Below are 18,615 nucleotides of genomic sequence, written 5' to 3'. Positions count from 1 at the left end.
GGCGGTCCTTCCGGGGTGTGGTGCACGGGGGCGGCGCGGAACGCGTCCGCGCCGCCCTTCGTCCGGTGCTGTCCTACTTCTCGACGGTGAAGCCCTGCTCCTCGGCGTACTTCACCGAGGCGTCCTGCCAGGCCTTCAGACCGTCCACGAGCTTGGTGTTCGAGACGTAGGCCTTGCCGACCGTGTCGTTGAAGATCGAGTGGGCGTACTGCTGGAACGGCAGGTACGACCAGTCGCTGGCGACGTTCGCGGCGGACTCGGCGAAGATCTTGTTCGCCTCCTGGCCGCCGAGGTAGTCGAACTTGGTGCTCTGGAACGCGGGGGACTCCAGCTCCGCCTTGGTGGCGGGGAAGGCACCCTGCTTGACGCGGGTCTGGACGCCGTCACCGGAGTTCGCGTACTCCACGAAGGCGTAGGCGAGTTCCTTGTTCTTGCCGAGCGAGGGCAGGGTCAGCGAGCTGCCGCCGTTCTCCGCGCTGGCCTTGTCGCCCTTGGTCCAGGCCGGCATCGGGGCCGCGCGCCACTGGCCGGCCGCGTTCGGCACGCCGGTGACGAAGTTGGCGGGCATCCAGGCGCCGGTGGTCAGGGTGGCGATGCTGCCGTCGCCCAGGCCCTTGTACCAGTCGTCGGTCCAGCCGGTCACTGGGGCGAGGAGCTTCTCGTCGATGAGCTTCTGCCAGGTCTCCGCGTACTTCGCGGCCTTCGCGTCGCTGAAGTCGATCTTCACGTTGGTGCCGTCGACCTTGTACGGACGCGAACCGGCCTGCCACAGCATGCTGGTGGTGAAGCCGGCGTCGCCGGTGTCGTTGGCGATGAAGACCTTGGGGTCGGCCTTGTGCAGCTTGCGCGCGGCGTCGACGTACTCGTCCCAGGTGGTCGGGACGGCGATCTTGTACTTGTCGAAGATCTTCTTGTTGTAGAACATCGCCATCGGGCCGGAGTCCATCGGCAGGCCGTAGACCGCCTTGTCCTCGCTCACGGCGTTCCACGGGCCGGGCGTGTACTTGGACGCCAGCTTGTCGGCGCCGAAGGGGGCCAGGTCGGTGAGGCCCTTGCCGAGGGCGTACTGGTTCACCGCGAAGTACTCGACCTGCGCGACGTCCGGGACGCCCTTCTCGGCCGAGATCGCGTTCGACAGCGCGGTGTAGTGCTTGTCGCCCGACCGCTCGCTGACGAGGTTGATCTTGACCTTCGGGTACTTCTTCTCGAAGTCGGCGGCGACCGTCTTCAGCGTGGGCTCCCAGGACCACACCGTCACGGTGCCGCCCTTCTTCAGGGCCGCCTGCACGTCCGAGGCGGAGACCGCCTTCTCGGCGGAGTCGTCGTCCGAGCCGCCGCAGGCGGTGGCGCCCATGGCCACGGCCGACAGGAGGGCGATGCCGCGCAGCAGGCGGCTGGTGTTTCTGCGCATGAGGGTGCTTCCACTTCTTCGTGGGTGGGACGGGGTGAGGGTGAGGGTGGTGGTGCGTGATGTGGGGCTTGGGGGGCGGCCGGGGAGCCGCCGGGTCACTCCTTGACGCTGCCCGCGGCGAGACCCGACTGCCAGTACTTCTGGAGCAGCAGGAACGCGGCGATGAGCGGCAGGATGGTGAGCAGCGAACCGGTGATCACCAGGTTGAAGATGACCTCGCCGCCGACGGTCTCCGCCTGGGAGTTCCAGGCGCTCAGACCGAGCGTCAGCGGGTACCAGTCCGCGTCCTTGAGCATGATCAGCGGCAGGAAGTAGTTGTTCCAGGTGGCGACCGTGGTGAACAGCAGCACGGTCACGATGCCGGGGGCGAGCAGCGGCAGGGCGACGGTGAAGAAGGTCCGCGCCTCGCCGGCCCCGTCGATGCGGGCCGCCTCGAGGAGTTCGGTGGGGATGGCCTCGGTGGCGAACACCCACATCAGGTACAGGCCGAACGGCGAGACCAGCGAGGGGATGATCACCGCCCACGGGGTGTCGGTCAGGCCCATCTTGCTGAACATCAGGAAGGTGGGGACCGCGAGGGCCGTGCCGGGGACCGCCACCGCGCCGATGACCGTGGCGAAGATGCCGCGCTTGCCGGGGAAGTCGAACTTCGCCAGCGCGTAGCCGCCGAGGACCGCGAGGAGGGTGGCCCCGCCTGCGCCCAGCACCACGTACATCAGGGTGTTCAGCAGCCAGCGCCCGAACACGCCGTCGTGGTAGGTGAACGTGTCGCGGATGTTGTCCCACAGCGCGAAGTCGTCGGCGAACCACATCCCGGACGAGTCGGCCAGACCCGCCTGCGTCTTGGTGGCGTTGATGGCCAGCCAGATCAGCGGCACGACGGTGTAGACGACGATCAGCGAGGTCAGCACCGTCAGCAGCACGCTGCGCTTGGGCTTGTCGGGGGAGTGCCGGCGCGGCTTGCGCAGGCGGGGCGTGTTACGGCCGGGACCGGAGGTCTTGACGGGTGCGTCCGGGGAGGCGGTGGTGAGAGGGCTGCTCATCGGGTCACGCTCCCTTGCGCATGCCGCGCAGCTGCACGACGTAGGCGATCACCATCGTGATCAGGCCCATGATGATGGCCACCGTCGCGGAGTAGTTGTGCTGCTGGCCGTTGAAGGACAGCGAGTACGTGTAGAAGTTCGGCGTGTAGTCGGTGGTGATGGCGTTGCGGGCCAGCGGCCGCAGGATGTTCGGCTCGTTGAACAGCTGGAAGCTGCCGATGATGGAGAAGATCGTCGCGATGACCAGGGCGCCCCGGATCGCGGGCAGCTTGATCGCGGTGATCACGCGGAACTGTCCGGCACCGTCGATCTCCGCCGCCTCGTACAGCGAGTTCGGGATGACGCGCAGCGCCGAGTAGAAGATCAGCATGTTGTAGCCGACGAACTCCCAGGTGACGATGTTGCCGATGGAGGCCAGCACCAGGTCGGGGGAGAGCGGGTCGGGCAGCGAGACGTCGAACGCCCCGTTGATGTCACCGACCAGGCCGTACTTCGTGCCGTACATGAAGCCCCACATGAGGGTGGCGACCACGGCGGGCACCGCGTACGGCAGGAAGATCGTGATGCGGAAGAAGCTCTTGCCGTAGAGCCGGCCGCTGTCCAGCGCCAGGGCCACCAGCAGGGCGATGCCCAGCATGATCGGCACCTGGATGACCAGGAACAGCGCCACCCGCACGAGCGAGTCCCAGAACTGGTCGTCCTGCAGCGCCTGCGTGTAGTTGTCGAAGCCGACGAACTGGTTGCCGCCGATGAGCTGGTCCCGGAAGAGGCTGAGGTAGATCGAATACACGATCGGCGCCAGGAAGACCAGGGCGAACACGGCCACGAAGGGACCGATGAAACCCCAGCCCGTCCACGAGCGGCGGTCCCGTTTCGCCGGAGGGGGCGCCGGCCGCGGCTCGGCGGCCACCGGCGGTTGCAGCGTCGTCATGTCGTTCCTCGCTCATCCAGTCCTGGAACAGGCGGTGCCGTACGGATGTGCCGTCCGTATCGCCACGATGTTTACGCAAACATCAGCCATCCGGAAGAGCCGGTGGGCTGTTATGTTTACGTAAACATCTGATGGCGGCATGTCTACACTGCCCCGATAACCATGGTCAAGGGTCGTCTGCGGGACCCGGAAGCCGCGGCGAGAGGAAGAGGGGGCAGCGTGGAGATGGCCGAAAGGGCCCCGGCGGGTGAAGCCGGGGCGGCCGTGGGCCTGGCAGGGGGCGCCCGGGAGCAGGACGCCGTGGTGCGACGCGGTCGTGGCCGCGGCCGGGCCACCGCCTCGATGGCGGACGTGGCACGCCTGGCGGGCGTGTCCTCCCAGACGGTCTCCCGGGTGTCCAACGGTTACGCCGGGGTGAACGAGGAGACCCGGCAGCAGGTGCTCGCCGCCATGAAGGAACTCGGTTACCGGCCCAACAGCGCGGCCCGCGCCCTCAAGCGCGGCGAGTTCCGCACCATAGGCGTCATCACCTTCACGCTGTCCACGACCGGCAACATGCGCACCCTGGACGCCATCGCCACCTCCGCCGCCGCCGAGGGCTACGCGGTGACGCTGCTGCCGGTCGCCGTGCCCACCCAGGACGAGGTGCGCGGCGCGTTCTCCCGCCTGGAGGAGCTCGCCGTCGACGCGGTCATCGTCATCATGGAGGTCCATCTCCTGGACGCGGCCGTCGTCACGCTGCCGCCGCACGTCCAGGTCGTGGTCGTCGACTCCGACGCCGGCAGCCACTACACCGTCGTCGACACCGACCAGTGGGGCGGCACCCGTACCGCCGTCCGACACCTCCTGGACCTCGGCCATCCGACGGTGTGGCACCTGGCGGGGCCCGCGGACTCCTTCGCCGCCCAGCGCCGGGCCGACGCCTGGCGCGGAGCCCTCACCGACGCGTCCCGCCCCGTCCCGCCCCTCGTCCGCGGCGACTGGTCGGCGGAGTCCGGATACCACGCCGGCCTCGAACTCGCCGCCCGCGAGGAGTGCACCGCCGTCTTCGCCGCCAACGACCAGATGGCCCTCGGTCTGCTGCGTGCCCTGCACGAGCGCGGCCGGCGCGTCCCCGAGGACGTCAGCGTGATCGGCTTCGACGACATCCCCGAGGCCGCCTCCTTCCTGCCCCCGCTGACCACCCTCCACCAGGACTTCGCCGAGGTCGGCCGGCTCTGCGTCCAGGCCGTCCTGCGCAAGATGCGCCGCGACGGCCCCCAGCGCGGCACGACCCTCGTGCCGACCCGGCTGGTCCTGCGCGAGAGCACGGCACCGCCGCCGGGCACCGGCCCGTCGGCGCTGCCGTCGGCCGGGGGCCCGGGGGAGGGCTGAGACCGGCCGTCCGGAGCGTGCCGCCCGCTGCCGGGTGCAGGGCGGGCCCTGTCCGCGGCGCTGCCGCCTGTCCTGCTGCTCCCGGTCCGGCTGTCCTGCTGTCGCCGGTCCGGCAGCGCTGCCGGCCGGGGGAGGACTGAGGCCGACTGCCCGGGGCGCGCCGCCCGCTGTCGGGCGGGCCCTGTCCGCGGCGCTGCCGCCTGCCTGCCCGGCTCTCCTGCTGCTCCCGGTCGGGCTTGTCCTGCGCGACACCCTGTCCGGCGGCTCCCGGTGCGGCCGCCCTGCGGCTCCCTGACCGGCAGTCGTGCTGCCCCCTGCTCGGCGGCCCCGCTGCCGCCTGTCCCGCAGGTCCCGCGCGTCGGGCCGGGCCGCCCCCTACACCAGGTCCAGCTCCAGGTGACGTTCGCCCACCGCCCGGGCCGCCGTGCGCCAGGCGACCGTGACGGCGCTGCGGGCGGCCGCCGTGCCGGTGCGGGACTCCGCGGGGAGCCGCATCGGGGCGCCGACGTGGACGTGGCAGTGCGGGCGGCGAAGCGGTGCCGTGAGGGCGCCCGCCATCTGCTTGGCCGTCGAACCCGAGGAGATCCGCCGGGCGCCGACGTGGCCCACCGGCACCACCAGGGCGCCGGAGACCTGCGCGAGGCGCGCGAGTCCGGTGCGGAAGGCCTCCGGCGGCCCGGGCGCCGCGTCCCTGCGGTCCGGGAGCCCGCCCTCGCCGTAGAGCAGGACGTGCCGCCCGCCGGCGAGCGCCTCGGCGGCCGCGTCGAGGGCGTGCGCGGCGCGCGCGGAGCGCCGGTGGACGGGGATGTGCCCCTCGCGGGCCAGCGCCCGGCCGAGCACCGGCACCCGCCAGAGTCCCGCGGTCGCCATCACCACGGGCTCCACACCGAGCCCGCGCAGCGCGGCCAGCACGACCGCGGGATCGGCCAGGGAGTCGTGGTTGGCGGCGAAGATGGTCCCCGCGGACAGGCGCATCCGCAGTTCACTGGTCACGGTGAGGCGTCCGAACAAGGGCACCAGGACGGAGGCGGCACGGGTCAGCACGGCGGGCCCTTTCCGGTCGGGGTCGGGTGGGTGAGCCCAGTCTCGTGGCGGCGCGGCCACCGCGCCTGAGTACGGCTACTCAGACACCCGTACGACTTCCGCGAGTTGGGCCGTGTCCACGGCCCGGTCCGGGGCATCCGCACCACGACGGACCCGACCGGGCCGCCACCGGCTCCCACCACCCGAAGGGACGGACCCCGTGCTCGCCATCATCGCGGCCGTGGCGTTCTTCATCGCCTTTCTGATCAACGCGGCGGAGATCTCCACCAACGACACCTTCACCTCCACCAACATCATGCTGCTCGGCCTGACCCTGCTCGCCCTCCACGTCGGCGGCATCGGCGCCGGCTGGTCGGCGCGCGGCCGCAGACACTGACGGCGTCCGTGGCCGGGCCCGCCCCCGTGACCCGGAGGGCGGGCCCGCCGACGTGTGCGGCGGGGGAGGGGGAAGGGAAGGTCCGGCGGCCGTGCCGCGCGGCGGAGCCCGCCGGGCGGACCGGCCGCGACGCGGAGGAGCGGCCCCGTACCCCTCCGCACCGCCCCGCACCGCCCCCGCCTCCGTTCCCGGAACGCTCCGCCGGCAGGGGGAGGCGTGGCGGCGTTCCGATGGCCGGGCGGAACTCGGGGTAGGCGGGGAGGAAACCCAGGAAAGGATCGTCATGACGACCTACGTGATCAGTGTCCCCGGCACCTTCACCACCGGCATCGACGCGGACACCCGGGCCCGGATCGGCCGTTCCCTCAGGCCCGCCGACCCGCACCGCACGCAGATGGGGAACAGCGAGGACCTCGACGCCCTCTCCCTGAACGACGACGACACGTTCACCATCCGGCTGACCGTGGAGGCGGACAGCGCGCCGCACGCCGAGGAGAGCGCGCGGCGGCTCGCGCAGTCGGCGCTGCGCGAGTCCGGCCTGGACGAGGGCGACGCCCCGCTGGGCCCGGCGGCGGTCACGGGCATCGACTCCGACATCTGACCCGGCCTCCGGGCCGTGCCCCGCGCGAACGGCGGCCGGGAGGAACCCTCTTGGGGGCCTGCCGCGCGCGGGGACGCCGGAACCGGTTTCCCGGACGTCCGCCGCGAGCCGTACCGGGCAGACACGCGGACGTCCGCGGCGAGCCGTACCGGGCAGAGACCCGGACGTCTGCCGCGAGCCGTACCGGGCACACGCAGGAACCAGGACACGACGACAGGGAGGACCCCGTGAACGAGTACCGAGGGCACAGCGTCCCGACCGCCGGACACACACCCGACGACGACCTGACCGGCTACCAGGTGGACGCCACGGACGGCCACGTGGGCAAGGTCAGCAAGTACTCGGCCGATCTCGGCCCGCAGTTCCTGGTCGTGCGCACCGGGGTCTGGTTCCTCGGCAAGGACGTGGTGCTCCCGGCGGACGCCGTCATGGGCATCGACCACAGGGCGCGCATCGTGCAGGTCTCCCGGACCAGGGACGAGGTGCGGGCGGCGTCCGTCTTCGACGTGGACACCCACCTGGGCGACCCCCGCCACCGTGACCAGCTCGGCGGCCGGCACGGTTCGGGACACTGACCGCCCCGCGGCCCGCCGCCGCGCGCCGGGCCCCCTCGCGGACCGGCCCCCCGACGAGGAAAGATGGGGCGGGAGTGACGGATCGACCCCAGCGGAGGAACGGACCATGCAGCACGAACGAGCGGGCCGGCCGGCCGGCCCCGAGGACCTCGTCGACGTGGCCCGGCTGGTCACCGCGTACTACGCGCTGCACCCCGACCCCGCCGACCCGGTGCAGCGGGTGGCCTTCGGCACGTCGGGGCACCGCGGCTCCTCCCTGAACACGGCGTTCAACGAGGACCACATCGCCGCGACGAGCCAGGCCATCTGCGAGTACCGCACCGCGCGGGGCACCGACGGCCCCCTCTTCCTGGGCGCCGACAGCCACGCCCTGTCCGAGCCCGCCCGGGTCACCGCCCTCGAGGTGTTCGCCGCCAACGACGTGACGGTGCTCATCGACGCCGCCGACGGCTACACGCCCACCCCGGCCGTCTCGCACGCCGTCCTCACCCACAACCGGGGCCGCACGAGCGGCCTCGCGGACGGCGTGGTCGTCACCCCCTCGCACAACCCGCCGGGTGACGGCGGCTTCAAGTACAACCCGCCCAGCGGCGGCCCGGCCGGCTCGGAGGCGACCTCCTGGATCCAGGACCGCGCCAACGAGATCATCGCGGCCGGCCTGAAGGACGTACGCCGCCTGCCCTGGCGCCGGGCGCTCGCCGCCCCCGGCACGGGCCGCCACGACTTCCTCGGCGCGTACGTCGCCGACCTGCCGGCCGTCCTGGACCTGGACGCGATCCGCGCCGCGGGCGTCCGCATCGGGGCCGACCCGCTCGGCGGGGCCTCCGTCGCCTACTGGGGCCGCATCGCCGAGGAGCACCGGCTCGACCTGACCGTGGTCAACCCGCTCACCGACCCCACCTGGCGGTTCATGACGCTGGACTGGGACGGCAAGATCCGCATGGACTGCTCGTCGCCGTACGCGATGGCCTCGCTCATCGACCAGCGGGACCGTTTCCACATCGCCACCGGCAACGACGCCGACGCCGACCGGCACGGCATCGTCACCCCGGACGCGGGCCTGATGAACCCCAACCACTACCTGGCCGCCGCCATCGCCTACCTCTACACCCACCGCGAGCAGTGGCCCGAGCACACCGGGATCGGCAAGACCCTGGTGTCCTCCTCCATGATCGACCGGGTGGCCGCCGACCTCGGGCGCCGGCTCGTCGAGGTGCCCGTCGGCTTCAAGTGGTTCGTGGACGGCCTCCTCGACGGATCGCTCGGCTTCGGCGGGGAGGAGTCGGCCGGCGCTTCCTTCCTGCGCCGCGACGGCTCGGTGTGGACCACCGACAAGGACGGCATCATCCTGGCGCTGCTCGCCTCCGAGATCACCGCCGTCACCGGGAAGACCCCCTCGGAGCACTACGCGGCCCTGACGGCCCGCTTCGGCGAGCCCGCCTACGCCCGGATCGACGCCCCCGCGACCCGCGAGGAGAAGGCGCTGCTCGCCAGGCTCTCGCCCGCGCAGGTCAGCGCGGACACGCTCGCCGGAGAGCCGGTCACCGGCGTCCTCACCGAGGCGCCCGGCAACGGCGCGGCCATCGGCGGCATCAAGGTGACCACCGAGAACGCCTGGTTCGCCGCCCGCCCCTCCGGCACGGAGGACGTGTACAAGATCTACGGCGAGTCGTTCCTGGGCCCCGACCACCTCCGCCGGGTGCAGGAGGAGGCCAAGGACGTGGTGATGACGGCCCTCGGCGGCTGACACACGCGCCGCGCCGCCCGGCGTCTCCCCGCTCCGCCCGGCGTCGCCTCACCTCGCCCGGCATCGCCCCCGCCCCGCCCCACGTCACGGCCCGAGGCAGGGCGGGGCGGAAGCCGGGTGCCGCCGCGGCGCCCGGCACCCCCGGTGCGTCAGGGGCTGCGGCGTGTGCTCCCCGGCCGGCCGCCCGGCTCACCGCTCCGGATGACCGAGCCGTCGGTATCATCCAATAAACGTAAAAGGTGAGTTTCGCCCCGAAGGGGCTACCGTCCTCTCCGGAGGGAGCCATGGCCCGCAAGCGCCCGACGGACGACGGCGACGAGCTGCTGGCCAGGCTCGGTTCGCTCACCGCCCAGGCGCGCGAACGCGCGGAGCTGCAGCGCTCCCGCGTCGAACTCGCCATCGCCCTCCAGCGCGGCATGCTCCCCAGGGAACTGCCCACCGCACGCGGCTACCGGCTCGCCGTCCGGTACGCACCCGCCTACCACGGCCTCAACGTGGGCGGCGACTGGTACGACGCCTTCCCGATGGCCGACGGCCGTATCGGCCTGTCCATCGGCGACGTCCAGGGCCACAACATCGAGGCGACCGCCTTCATGGGCCAGGTCCGCGTCTGCCTGCGCGCCCTCGCCTCCGTCACCGGCGAGCCCGGCGAACTCCTCGCCGCCACCAACGACCTGCTGCTCTCCCTCGGCGGCGACCTCTTCGCCACCTGCACCTTCCTGCGCCTCGACCCGGCGACCGGCGTGCTGGAGAGCGCCCGGGCCGGTCACATCCCGTGCGTGTGGGCCACCGCGGACGGCAGGTCCGGCATCGCCGAGGACGAGGGCGGCCCGCCCCTCGGCGTCCTGCCGGGGACGACCTACCCGGTCACCCGCCACCGGCTCACCCGGGGCGGGGTGTTCGTCCTGCTCACCGACGGCGTCGTGGAGGGGCCCTCGATGAGCGTCGACGAGGGCCTGGGCCAGGTCGTACGGCTCGCCGGTGTCGCCGCCGTCGCCGGCCTGGACGCCCCCGCCCTCGCCACTGCCGTGATGAAGGGCGCCGAACGCGTCGGACACGAGGACGACGCCGCCGTCCTGGTCGTCGGACACGACGGCGCGGACGAGAGGGCTGACGGCAGGGTTGCCGGCGGCGCGGGCGGCGGCGCGGGCGGCGGCGAACGGGACCGGCGCGTTCAGCCATAGGGCCGGTCCCCGCGCCCCCCGCCTCGCCGTGGGCACGGGCCCGGTGTCTGATGGCTGCTGTGGTGGGTACCAGCGATCTGCGCCGGCCGGCCGTCCTCGCCGCCGAGACGGCCGCGGTCGCGGCCTGCTACTACGCGGCCGGAAAACTGGGACTGCTGCGGCAGCTCGTCGTCGAGGGCGCGATCTTCACCCCCATCTGGCCGCCCTCCGGCGTCGCCGTGGCCTGCCTGCTGGTCCTCGGACTGCGCTGCTGGGCCGGGATCACGCTCGGCGCGCTGTTCGTCATCCTGTCGATCACCTCGCCCGACCCCGCCCTCGTCTTCAACCTGGCGGGCAACACCGCCGCCCCCGTCCTCGCCTGCCTCATGCTGCGCCGGGTGGGCTTCCGCAACGACCTCGCCCGCCTGCGCGACGGTCTCGCCCTGGTGTTCCTCGGGGCGCTGACCGCGATGCTGGTCAGCTCGACCGTGGGAGTCGGGGCCCTCGTGCTCACCGACCAACTGGCCGCGCACGCCTTCTGGCCCGTCTGGCTGGCCTGGTGGGTCGGGGACGCGATGGGCGTCCTCATCGTCACGCCCGTCCTGCTCGCCGTGCACGCCGCCCGCCTGCCACCGTCCCTGACCCGCTGGAAGGAGGCCACGGGCCTGGCCGTCATCGCCCTCGTGGTGATCCCCCTGGCCACCAACAGCTCCGTCAGCCTGCTCTTCCTCGTCTACCCGCTGCTGATCTGGACCGCCCTGCGCTTCCAGCTCGCCGGCAGCATGCTGTGCGCCCTGTTCACCTCGGTCCTCGCCACCGTCGCGGCCACCGACGGGACCGGCCCCTTCGCGAACCTCTCGCAGACGGAGGTCATGGGCAAACTCCAGGCCTTCAACGGCACCATGGCCCTGACCGCCCTGCTGCTCTCGGCCGTCATCACCGAACAGCGCACCACCCGCCGCTCGGTGGAACGGGCCTGCCAGGAGCTGGTCGAGGTCCTGGAACACCTCACGGCGGGCGACCCGCCGTACGGCCGGCCCCAGAAGGCGCCGGAGGACGATCCGCGCCGCGAACCCTAGGACCGGAGCGGCACCCGGGCCCCGGACCGGCCCCTTCCGGGGGCATGGCATGATCGTGCGCATGCGTGAACGAGTGGTGGCCGCGTGCGACGGGGCCTCGAAGGGCAACCCCGGTCCGGCGGCCTGGGCCTGGGTGATGGCCGACGGATCCGGAGCCCCGGCCCGCTGGGAGGCGGGCCCGCTCGGCAAGGCCACCAACAACGTCGCCGAACTCACCGCCCTGGAGCGCCTGCTGGCGGCGGTCGACCCCGCCGTACCGCTGGAGATCCGCATGGACTCGCAGTACGCCATGAAGGCCGTCACCACGTGGCTGCCCGGCTGGAAGCGCAACGGCTGGAAGACCGCCGCGGGCAAGCCGGTCGCCAACCAGGACCTGGTCGTGCGCATCGACGAACTGCTCGACGGACGCACGGTCGACTTCCGCTACGTGCCCGCCCACCAGGTGGACGGCGACAAGCTGAACGACTTCGCGGACCGGGCCGCCAGCCGGGCGGCGGTCGTCCAGGAACCGGCGGGCAGCGCCCTCGGTTCGCCCGAACCGCCCCCCGCCCCCGACGTCCCCGCGAAGTCCGGCGCACGCCGCAAGGCCGCCGGGGGCACGTCGCCCCGGCGGCCCGGCGGTTCGTCCGCCCGCACGATCAAAGCCAAGTTCCCCGGCCGCTGCGTGTGCGGGCGTCCCTACGCGGCGGGGGAACAGATCGCCAAGAACGACCAGGGCTGGGGCCACCCGGACTGCCGCACGGCGGCCGCCGGGTGACCGCGGCGGTGCCGGTCAGAGGACCGCGCCGCGCCAGCCGCCGGTCTCGTGACCGCGCTCCTCGATGAACTCCTTGAAGCGCTTGAGATCACCCTTGGTCTGCCGCTTCACGAAGCCGAGCTTGTCGCCGACGGTCTCGGCGAGACCCTCGGGTTCGAAGTCCAGCTGCAGCATGACCTTCGTGCGGACGTCGTCCAGGCGGTGGAAGGTCACCACGCCGGCCTGCCGGGCCTCGCCGGCCACCGTCGTCCAGGCGACCCGCTCGTCCGGAATCTGCTCGGTGATCTCGGCGTCGAACTCGCGGTGCACGCCGTTCACGTCCGTGACCCAGTGGGTGAGGGTGGCCGTGCGCTGTTCGACGCGCTCCACCCCGCCCATGAACTCGGGGAACGTCTCGAACTGCGTCCACTGGTTGTAGGCCGTGTGCACCGGGACACTGACCTCGATGGATTCCTCGACCTGCGTCACGGTCGTCTCCTCCTCGCTCTCGTCGGATACGTGGCGCTCGGGTACCCGTGGCCCCGGGGGCCAATCCGCCCGCGGCCGGGCGGAGTCGAAGGCGTGGCGCGGGCGCGGCCGAGCGGGTCCGCCGCGCGCGACCACCCCACCCGCGGTGCGGCCCGCGCGGGGGAAGCGACGGAATCACGCGGCGGACCCCGCCGTGACCGGCCGCGCCTGCTGCTACCTTGCGTAGCGAATCGATCGCATTTCGTCACCTCCGGGAGTGCGCGTGAAGGTCGCCTGCGTCGGCGGCGGGCCCGCCGGCCTGTACCTCTCCATCCTGCTCAAGCGGCAGGACCCGTCCCACGACATCACCGTCCACGAACGCGACCCGGAGGGCTCGACCTACGGCTGGGGCGTCACCTACTGGCGAGGACTCCTCGACCAACTCCACGCCCGCGACCCCGAGTCGGCGCGCGCCGTCGAGGAGAACTCCGTCCGCTGGAACCAGGGCGTCGCCCACGTACGGCACCTGGTGACCCGTCAGCCCGGCGACGAGGGCCACGGCATCGGCCGCCACAAGCTCCTGGAGATCCTCGCCGCCCGCGCCCGCGCACTCGGCGTACGCCTGGAGTTCGAGCGCGAGATCACCCCCGACACCGTGCCCGAGGCGGATCTGGTCGTCGCGGCCGACGGCGTGCACAGCGCCCTGCGCACCCGTCACGCCCGGCACTTCGGCACCCGTCTGACACCCGGCCGCAACCCCTACGTCTGGCTCGGCACCACCAAGGTCTTCGACTCCTTCACCTTCGCCTTCGTGGAGACCGGCCACGGCTGGATCTGGTGCTACGGCTATCCGTTCGGCCCCGAACGCAGCACGTGCGTCATCGAGTGCTCCCCCGGGACCTGGACCGGCCTCGGCCTCGACCGCGCGCGGGACGCCGACGGAACGGCACGGCTGGAGAAGCTGTTCGCCCACGTCCTCGACGGACACCCCCTGATCGGCCGCGCCCACGGCGACGGGGGCGCCGCCTGGCTGACCTTCCGCACCCTGACCAACCGCACCTGGCACCGGGGCAACGTCGTCCTGCTCGGCGACGCCGCCCACACCACCCACTACTCCATCGGCGCCGGCACCACCCTCGCCCTGGAGGACGCCTTCGCGCTCGCCGACGCCCTGCGGGACGGCCCCGGCGTCCCCCAGGCGCTCACCCGCTACGAGCGCGACCGCACCGCTGCCCTGCTGGTCCCGCAGAGCGCCGCCCGGCACAGCGCCCGGTGGTACGAGAACCTCGACCGCTACATCGACCTCCCCCCGGAGCGGATGTTCGCCCTGCTCGGGCAGCGCCACTCGCCCCTGCTGCCCTACGTGCCGCCCCAGTTGTACTACCGGCTCGACAAGGCCGCCGGACGGCTCGAAGCCCTGCGCCGCCTCAAGCGCCGGCTCGGCCCCCGGCTCGCCAGGACCGCGCAGAGCAGGACCCCGGCCGCCCGCGAGCGGCCCCGCCCGGAGGCGAACCGCAGGTGACCGGGCGGACCGGCCGGACCGGAGAGGGGGTCGGCCGGACCGGGGAGCGGACCGGCCGGCCCGGGGAGCGGACCGGCCGGTTCCGCACCCGGCCGTCACGGGTGACAGACTGCTCCCATGGACGAGCGCGAATTCGGCAGGTCTGGTCAGCACGCATCCGTCATCGGTCTCGGCACCTGGCAACTGGGAGCCGACTGGGGTGACGTCGACGACAAGGAGGCCCTGGCGGTACTGGAGGCGGCCGCCGAGTCGGGCGTCACCTTCTTCGACACCGCCGACGTGTACGGCGACGGCCGCAGCGAGCAGACCATCGCCGCCTTCCTGAGCGGCCGGCCCGACCTGCACGTGCTGGTCGCCACCAAGATGGGCCGCCGCGTCGACCAGATCCCCGAGAACTACGTCCTCGACAACTTCCGCGCCTGGAACGACCGCTCCCGCCGCAACCTCGGCGTGGACCGCATCGACCTGGTGCAGCTGCACTGCCCGCCGACCCCCGTCTACTCCACGGACGAGGTCTTCGACGCCCTCGACACCCTGGTGGAGGAGGAGCGCATCGCCCACTACGGCGTCAGCGTGGAGACCTGCGCCGAGGCCCTCACGGCGATCGCCCGGCCCGGCGTGGCCAGCGTGCAGATCATCCTCAACCCGTTCCGCATGAAGCCGCTGCGCGAGGTGCTGCCCGCCGCCCGCGAAGCCGGCGTCGGCGTCATCGCGCGCGTACCGCTCGCCTCCGGCCTGCTGTCCGGCAAGTACACCAAGGACACCGTCTTCCCGGCGAACGACCACCGCACCTACAACCGGCACGGCGAGTCCTTCGACCAGGGCGAGACCTTCTCCGGCGTCGACTACGCCACCGGCGTCGAGGCCGCCGCCGAGTTCGCCGCCCTCGCCCCCGAGGGGTACACCCCGGCCCAGCTCGCACTGCGCTGGATCGTCCAGCAGCCCGGCGTGACCACGGTGATCCCGGGCGCCCGTTCCCCCGAACAGGCCCGCGCCAACGCGGCCGCCGCCCGCCTGCCCGAGCTGTCCGGGGAGACCCTGGCGGCGATCGGGGACCTGTACGAGCGGCGGATCAAGGACCAGGTCGAGGGCCGCTGGTAGCCCGGACCGCGATCGGGCGGAGGAAAACGCCGATCAGCGGGTACTCGCCGGGAGAACATTCACTCGAACCGGGGAGGACACGTGGGCACCGCAGTGGGGGACGAGCGTCGCAGAGGCCGTGACGAGACCGAGGAGGAGAGGGCCGACCGGAAGTGGGGCGAGCTGATCCAGGAGGTCCGCGTCGCCCAGACGGGCGTGCAGATCCTCTTCGGTTTCCTGCTCACGGTCGTCTTCACCCCGCGCTACGCGACCCTCGGGGACACCGAGCACGCGATCTACATCGTCACGGTCGTCCTGGGCGCCTGCGCGACGGGCGCCCTGATAGGCCCGGTCTCCCTGCACCGCCTCGTCTCCGGACGGCGGGTGAAACCCGAGGCGGTCACCTGGGCCTCGCGGATGACCTTCACCGGCCTGGTGCTGCTGCTCGCCACGATGACCTCCGCCCTGCTGCTGATCCTGCGGGTGGCGACCCACGACGGCTACGTGCCCTACCTGGTCACCGCGGTGGTCGCCTGGTACCTGCTGTTCTGGTTCGGCATCCCGATGTGGACCCGGCACCGCTACACCTCCCGCTGAGGGACCCGCCGGACGGCGGCGGCACGGGCGACGGCCGTACGGACGGCCCGCCCGTACCGCCGCCGTCCGGCGTCTCCGCGCCCCGGCCGCGCGACGCCGGGGCGCAGTGTGCGGCACGCGGGTCCCGTGCGGGGCCTCGACACGACCCCGGCACCGCCCGCGCCCGTCACGCCGGTTGAGGACCGCGCCGACGGGCGCGGGGCGGCGGGCCGGCGCGGGGCGCACGGGGTGCGCCGGGCGCGCGGGGTCAGGCGAAGGCCTCGCGCAGCGCCGGCAGCAGCGTCTTCTCCGACCAGTCCAGGTACGCCGGCTGCGCGTCGCCCCCGATCTGCACCAGGGCGACCTCGGTGAACCCGGCCTCCGCGTAGGGGCGGACCGCCTCGACGAAGGCGTCCGGGTCGTCGCCGCAGGGGATCGACGCGGCCACGTCGTCCGGGGTGACGAACTGGGTCGCCGCCTCGAAGGAGTCCGGGTGCGGCAGCTCGGAGTTCACCTTCCAGCCGCTGCCGAACCAGCGGAACTGGGCGTGCGCCCGTTTCACCGCCGTGTCCCGGTCGGGGTCGTAGGAGACCGGCAGCTGGCCCACGCGCGGTTTGCCCGCGCCGCCGTGCCGGTCGAAGGCCTCCAGCAGCCCCGGCTTCGGCTCGGTGGCGATCACCAGGTCGGCGAGGCGGCCCGCGAGCGCGCACGACTGCTCCCCGGAGACCGCGATGCCGATCTCCGGCGCCCGGTCGGGCAGGTCCCACAGACGGGCCGAGTCGACGTCGAAGTACGTGCCGTGACGCGTCACGTGGCCGCCCTCGAAGAGCGCGCGGATGATCTCCACGGCCTCCTCAAGCATCCGGTGCCGCACGTTCACGGGCGGCCAGCCGCCGCCCACCACGTGCTCGTTGAGGTTCTCCCCGGAGCCCAGCCCCAGCCGGAAGCGGCCCTCGGACAGCAGCTGCATCGTGGCCGCCTTCTGCGCCACGATCGCCGGGTGGTAGCGGACCGTGGGGCAGGTCACGTAGGTCATCAGCGGGATGCGGGAGGTGGCCTGGGCGGCGGCGCCCAGCACGCTCCACGCGTACGGCGAGTGCCCCTGCGACCGCAGCCACGGGAAGTAGTGGTCCGAGGTCACCGAGAAGTCGAAGCCGACCTCCTCGGCACGCACCAGATGGCCGACCAGTTCACGGGGGCCGGCCTGCTCGGTCATCATCGTGTATCCGATTCGCACCATGGGGGCCGGGTCCCCCGGCGGACGGGGAGGAAACGGACCACGGGCGGGACGGGAAATCCCCTCGGTGTCCGCCCGGCGAACGGGGCAGGATACGGGCATGAGTGCCCGTCCCCTGCCTTCCGGCACCCCGTCCGCCCAGGGCGTCGACGCCTCGGGCGTCCTCGCCTTCCTCGACGCCGTCGAGGCGGCCGGGGCCATCGAGCCGCACAGCCTCATGGTCCTGCGGCACGGCCGCGTCGTCGCCGCCGGCTGGTGGGCGCCGTACGCGCCCGACCGCCTCCACCTGCTGTACTCGCTGAGCAAGAGCTTCACCTCCACGGCCGCCGGGTTCGCCGTGGCCGAGGGGCTGATCGGGCTCGACGACCCGGTGATCTCGTACTTCCCCGAGCTCGACGCCGACATCACCGACCCCCGCAGCCGCGCGATGCGGGTACGGCACGTGGCGTCGATGACGAGCGGGCACGAGGCCGAGACCCTGGACCGGGCCCGCGCCCTCGACCGCGACGACCTCGTCCGCGGCTTCCTGCTGCTGCCGCCGGACCGCGAGCCCGGCACGGTCTTCGCCTACAACCAGCCCGCCACCTACACCCTCGCCGCGATCCTCCAGCGCGTCACCGGCCGGTCCCTCACCGCCTACCTGCGGCCCCGGCTGCTGGACCCGCTCGGCTTCGGCGAGGTCGCCTGGCTCGCCGACCGCACCGGCCGCGAGCTGGGATTCAGCGGACTGCACGGCACCACCGACGCGATCGCCCGGCTGGGGCAGCTGTACCTGGACGAGGGCCGCTGGGAGGGGCGCCGGGTGCTGTCGCCCGAGTGGATCGCCGAGGCGACCCGCGCGCACGTGCCGACCGCGGGAGCCATGGGCGACGCCGACCGGCAGGACTGGGACCGCGGGTACGGCCTCCAGTTCTGGCGGTCCCGGCACGGCTACCGCGGCGACGGCGCCTACGGCCAGTTCTGCCTCGTCCTGCCCGAGCACGACGCCGTCGTCGCCACCACCGCGGCGACCCCCGACATGCAGGGCCTGCTCGACCTCGTCTGGGAACACCTCCTGCCGGCGTTCCGCCCGGCCCCGCTGCCCGGCCCCCGGGACGCCGACGCGGCACTCGCCGACCGTCTCGCCCGCCTCGCCCTCCCGCCCGCCCCCGGGAAGCCCGCGCCGCCCGAACACCCGGACCGGTGGCGGGACGCCGCCTTCACCCCGTACGGCGGTGTCTGCGCCGACCGGCCGAGCCTGACCGGCGTCACCGTCACGGCGGACGGCGACGGCTGGACGCTGGTCCTCGCCGAGGGCGACGACCGCCCGGCGGCGCGCCTGGGCACCGGTGCCTGGACCGTGGCCGAGGAACCCGTGCCCCTCGCGGCGAGCGGCGGCTGGAGCGACGGCGACACCCTCACCGCGGACCTCGTCCTCCTGGAGACCCCGCACCGGCTCCGGGTGACCTGCACCCTCGCGGACGGGACCTTCACCGCCCACTGGGCCACCCGGCCGCTGCACGGCGGCCCGCTGCGCAGGATGCGCGCGCCGCGCGGCCCGGTCCCGCCCGACGGGCTCTAGTCTTCTGAGTCAGGAGTTCTGGTCAGATGTGTAGGGTTGCGGGGTGGCGCGTACTGGGCGGCCGAAGGCCGAGTTGATCCTGTCGGACGCG

General features: G+C 72.9%; 18 protein-coding genes. 12 read left to right on the top strand and 6 right to left on the bottom strand.

Going from position 1 to position 18,615, the window contains the following annotated elements; translation table 11 throughout:
- Positions 1–73: 73 nt before the first annotated feature.
- The 3 genes from ACF09K_RS17880 to ACF09K_RS17870 all read right to left on the bottom strand — a co-directional run bounded on the left by ACF09K_RS17880 (position 74) and on the right by ACF09K_RS17870 (position 3,385).
- Positions 74–1,411, bottom strand: a complete 1,338-nt coding sequence (locus tag ACF09K_RS17880) for an ABC transporter substrate-binding protein (protein WP_392244585.1) — start codon at positions 1,409–1,411, stop codon at positions 74–76.
- 95 nt (positions 1,412–1,506) lie between these two features.
- Positions 1,507–2,454, bottom strand: a complete 948-nt coding sequence (locus tag ACF09K_RS17875; protein WP_392244583.1) for a carbohydrate ABC transporter permease — start codon at positions 2,452–2,454, stop codon at positions 1,507–1,509.
- Between the two features lie 4 nt (positions 2,455–2,458).
- Positions 2,459–3,385 carry a carbohydrate ABC transporter permease gene (locus ACF09K_RS17870; protein WP_392244581.1) on the bottom strand — a complete coding sequence of 309 codons (927 nt, stop codon included), beginning with the start codon at positions 3,383–3,385 and terminating at the stop codon, positions 2,459–2,461.
- A gap of 342 nt (positions 3,386–3,727) precedes the next feature.
- Between ACF09K_RS17870 and ACF09K_RS17865 the strand changes: the two genes are divergently transcribed.
- Entirely contained in the window at positions 3,728–4,759 is a 1,032-nt protein-coding gene (locus ACF09K_RS17865) for a LacI family DNA-binding transcriptional regulator (RefSeq protein WP_392245079.1), read from the top strand.
- A 375-nt stretch (positions 4,760–5,134) separates the two neighbouring features.
- On the opposite strand, the gene ACF09K_RS17860 is transcribed toward ACF09K_RS17865, so the two are convergent.
- Positions 5,135–5,803, bottom strand: a complete 669-nt coding sequence (locus ACF09K_RS17860) for a lysophospholipid acyltransferase family protein (protein ID WP_392244579.1) — start codon at positions 5,801–5,803, stop codon at positions 5,135–5,137.
- A 199-nt stretch (positions 5,804–6,002) separates the two neighbouring features.
- Here ACF09K_RS17860 and ACF09K_RS17855 point away from each other — a divergent pair, with 199 nt between their 5' ends.
- The 7 genes from ACF09K_RS17855 to ACF09K_RS17825 all read left to right on the top strand — a co-directional run bounded on the left by ACF09K_RS17855 (position 6,003) and on the right by ACF09K_RS17825 (position 12,101).
- Positions 6,003–6,179: a hypothetical protein gene (locus ACF09K_RS17855; RefSeq protein ID WP_382786834.1), complete on the top strand. Its 177-nt coding sequence runs from the start codon at positions 6,003–6,005 to the stop codon at positions 6,177–6,179.
- A 283-nt stretch (positions 6,180–6,462) separates the two neighbouring features.
- A complete protein-coding gene (locus tag ACF09K_RS17850; RefSeq protein WP_392244577.1) occupies positions 6,463–6,780 on the top strand; it encodes a hypothetical protein in 318 nt (105 codons plus the stop codon).
- Positions 6,781–7,007: 227 nt separating this feature from the next.
- A complete protein-coding gene (locus tag ACF09K_RS17845; RefSeq protein WP_392244575.1) occupies positions 7,008–7,355 on the top strand; it encodes a PRC-barrel domain containing protein in 348 nt (115 codons plus the stop codon).
- Positions 7,356–7,461: 106 nt separating this feature from the next.
- Complete coding sequence (pgm, locus tag ACF09K_RS17840) at positions 7,462–9,102, top strand: phosphoglucomutase (alpha-D-glucose-1,6-bisphosphate-dependent) (protein WP_392244574.1); 1,641 nt, start codon at positions 7,462–7,464, stop codon at positions 9,100–9,102.
- Between the two features lie 284 nt (positions 9,103–9,386).
- Entirely contained in the window at positions 9,387–10,286 is a 900-nt protein-coding gene (locus ACF09K_RS17835) for a PP2C family protein-serine/threonine phosphatase (RefSeq protein WP_392244572.1), read from the top strand.
- A gap of 59 nt (positions 10,287–10,345) precedes the next feature.
- On the top strand, positions 10,346–11,344 hold the full coding sequence (locus ACF09K_RS17830) for an MASE1 domain-containing protein (RefSeq protein ID WP_392245077.1): 999 nt from the start codon (positions 10,346–10,348) through the stop codon (positions 11,342–11,344).
- A 49-nt stretch (positions 11,345–11,393) separates the two neighbouring features.
- Positions 11,394–12,101, top strand: a complete 708-nt coding sequence (locus ACF09K_RS17825) for a ribonuclease H (RefSeq protein ID WP_392244571.1) — start codon at positions 11,394–11,396, stop codon at positions 12,099–12,101.
- A 15-nt stretch (positions 12,102–12,116) separates the two neighbouring features.
- On the opposite strand, the gene ACF09K_RS17820 is transcribed toward ACF09K_RS17825, so the two are convergent.
- Entirely contained in the window at positions 12,117–12,569 is a 453-nt protein-coding gene (locus ACF09K_RS17820) for an SRPBCC family protein (RefSeq protein WP_392244569.1), read from the bottom strand.
- 256 nt (positions 12,570–12,825) lie between these two features.
- On the opposite strand from ACF09K_RS17820, the gene ACF09K_RS17815 reads away from it, so the two are divergent.
- From ACF09K_RS17815 to ACF09K_RS17805, 3 genes are all read left to right on the top strand, one after another.
- Entirely contained in the window at positions 12,826–14,070 is a 1,245-nt protein-coding gene (locus ACF09K_RS17815) for an FAD-dependent monooxygenase (protein ID WP_392244567.1), read from the top strand.
- A 117-nt stretch (positions 14,071–14,187) separates the two neighbouring features.
- Positions 14,188–15,171 (top strand): aldo/keto reductase, encoded by a 984-nt coding sequence (locus ACF09K_RS17810; protein WP_392244566.1) that lies wholly within the window; start codon positions 14,188–14,190, stop codon positions 15,169–15,171.
- 81 nt (positions 15,172–15,252) lie between these two features.
- On the top strand, positions 15,253–15,747 hold the full coding sequence (locus ACF09K_RS17805; RefSeq protein ID WP_392244564.1) for a DUF6328 family protein: 495 nt from the start codon (positions 15,253–15,255) through the stop codon (positions 15,745–15,747).
- A gap of 247 nt (positions 15,748–15,994) precedes the next feature.
- Here ACF09K_RS17805 and ACF09K_RS17800 read toward each other — a convergent pair whose 3' ends face one another.
- The gene (locus tag ACF09K_RS17800; RefSeq protein ID WP_392244562.1) at positions 15,995–16,966 is read right to left on the bottom strand and encodes an LLM class F420-dependent oxidoreductase; all 972 of its coding nucleotides are present in this window, start codon (positions 16,964–16,966) and stop codon (positions 15,995–15,997) included.
- A 97-nt stretch (positions 16,967–17,063) separates the two neighbouring features.
- Between ACF09K_RS17800 and ACF09K_RS17795 the strand changes: the two genes are divergently transcribed.
- Positions 17,064–18,524 (top strand): serine hydrolase domain-containing protein, encoded by a 1,461-nt coding sequence (locus ACF09K_RS17795; RefSeq protein WP_392244560.1) that lies wholly within the window; start codon positions 17,064–17,066, stop codon positions 18,522–18,524.
- The last annotated feature ends 91 nt before the right edge of the window (positions 18,525–18,615 follow it).

This window comes from Streptomyces sp. NPDC014882, from assembly GCF_043081325.1.
GTDB lineage: Bacteria > Actinomycetota > Actinomycetes > Streptomycetales > Streptomycetaceae > Streptomyces.
Note: the sequence above shows the minus strand (reverse complement) of the source record. Positions and strands in the feature narration are given on the sequence as shown.

Bases quoted from the DNA above. Each gene is read 5' to 3' on its own strand.
- ACF09K_RS17795 (WP_392244560.1), top strand. From the start codon at position 17,064: ATGAGTGCCCGTCCCCTGCCTTCCGGCACCCCGTCCGCCCAGGGCGTC.
- pgm (WP_392244574.1), top strand. From the start codon at position 7,462: ATGCAGCACGAACGAGCGGGCCGGCCGGCCGGCCCCGAGGACCTCGTC.
- ACF09K_RS17870 (WP_392244581.1), bottom strand. From the start codon at position 3,385: ATGACGACGCTGCAACCGCCGGTGGCCGCCGAGCCGCGGCCGGCGCCC.
- ACF09K_RS17865 (WP_392245079.1), top strand. From the start codon at position 3,728: ATGGCGGACGTGGCACGCCTGGCGGGCGTGTCCTCCCAGACGGTCTCC.
- ACF09K_RS17835 (WP_392244572.1), top strand. From the start codon at position 9,387: ATGGCCCGCAAGCGCCCGACGGACGACGGCGACGAGCTGCTGGCCAGG.
- ACF09K_RS17850 (WP_392244577.1), top strand. From the start codon at position 6,463: ATGACGACCTACGTGATCAGTGTCCCCGGCACCTTCACCACCGGCATC.
- ACF09K_RS17810 (WP_392244566.1), top strand. From the start codon at position 14,188: ATGGACGAGCGCGAATTCGGCAGGTCTGGTCAGCACGCATCCGTCATC.
- ACF09K_RS17880 (WP_392244585.1), bottom strand. From the start codon at position 1,411: ATGCGCAGAAACACCAGCCGCCTGCTGCGCGGCATCGCCCTCCTGTCG.
- ACF09K_RS17875 (WP_392244583.1), bottom strand. From the start codon at position 2,454: ATGAGCAGCCCTCTCACCACCGCCTCCCCGGACGCACCCGTCAAGACC.
- ACF09K_RS17825 (WP_392244571.1), top strand. From the start codon at position 11,394: ATGATCGTGCGCATGCGTGAACGAGTGGTGGCCGCGTGCGACGGGGCC.
- ACF09K_RS17800 (WP_392244562.1), bottom strand. From the start codon at position 16,966: ATGGTGCGAATCGGATACACGATGATGACCGAGCAGGCCGGCCCCCGT.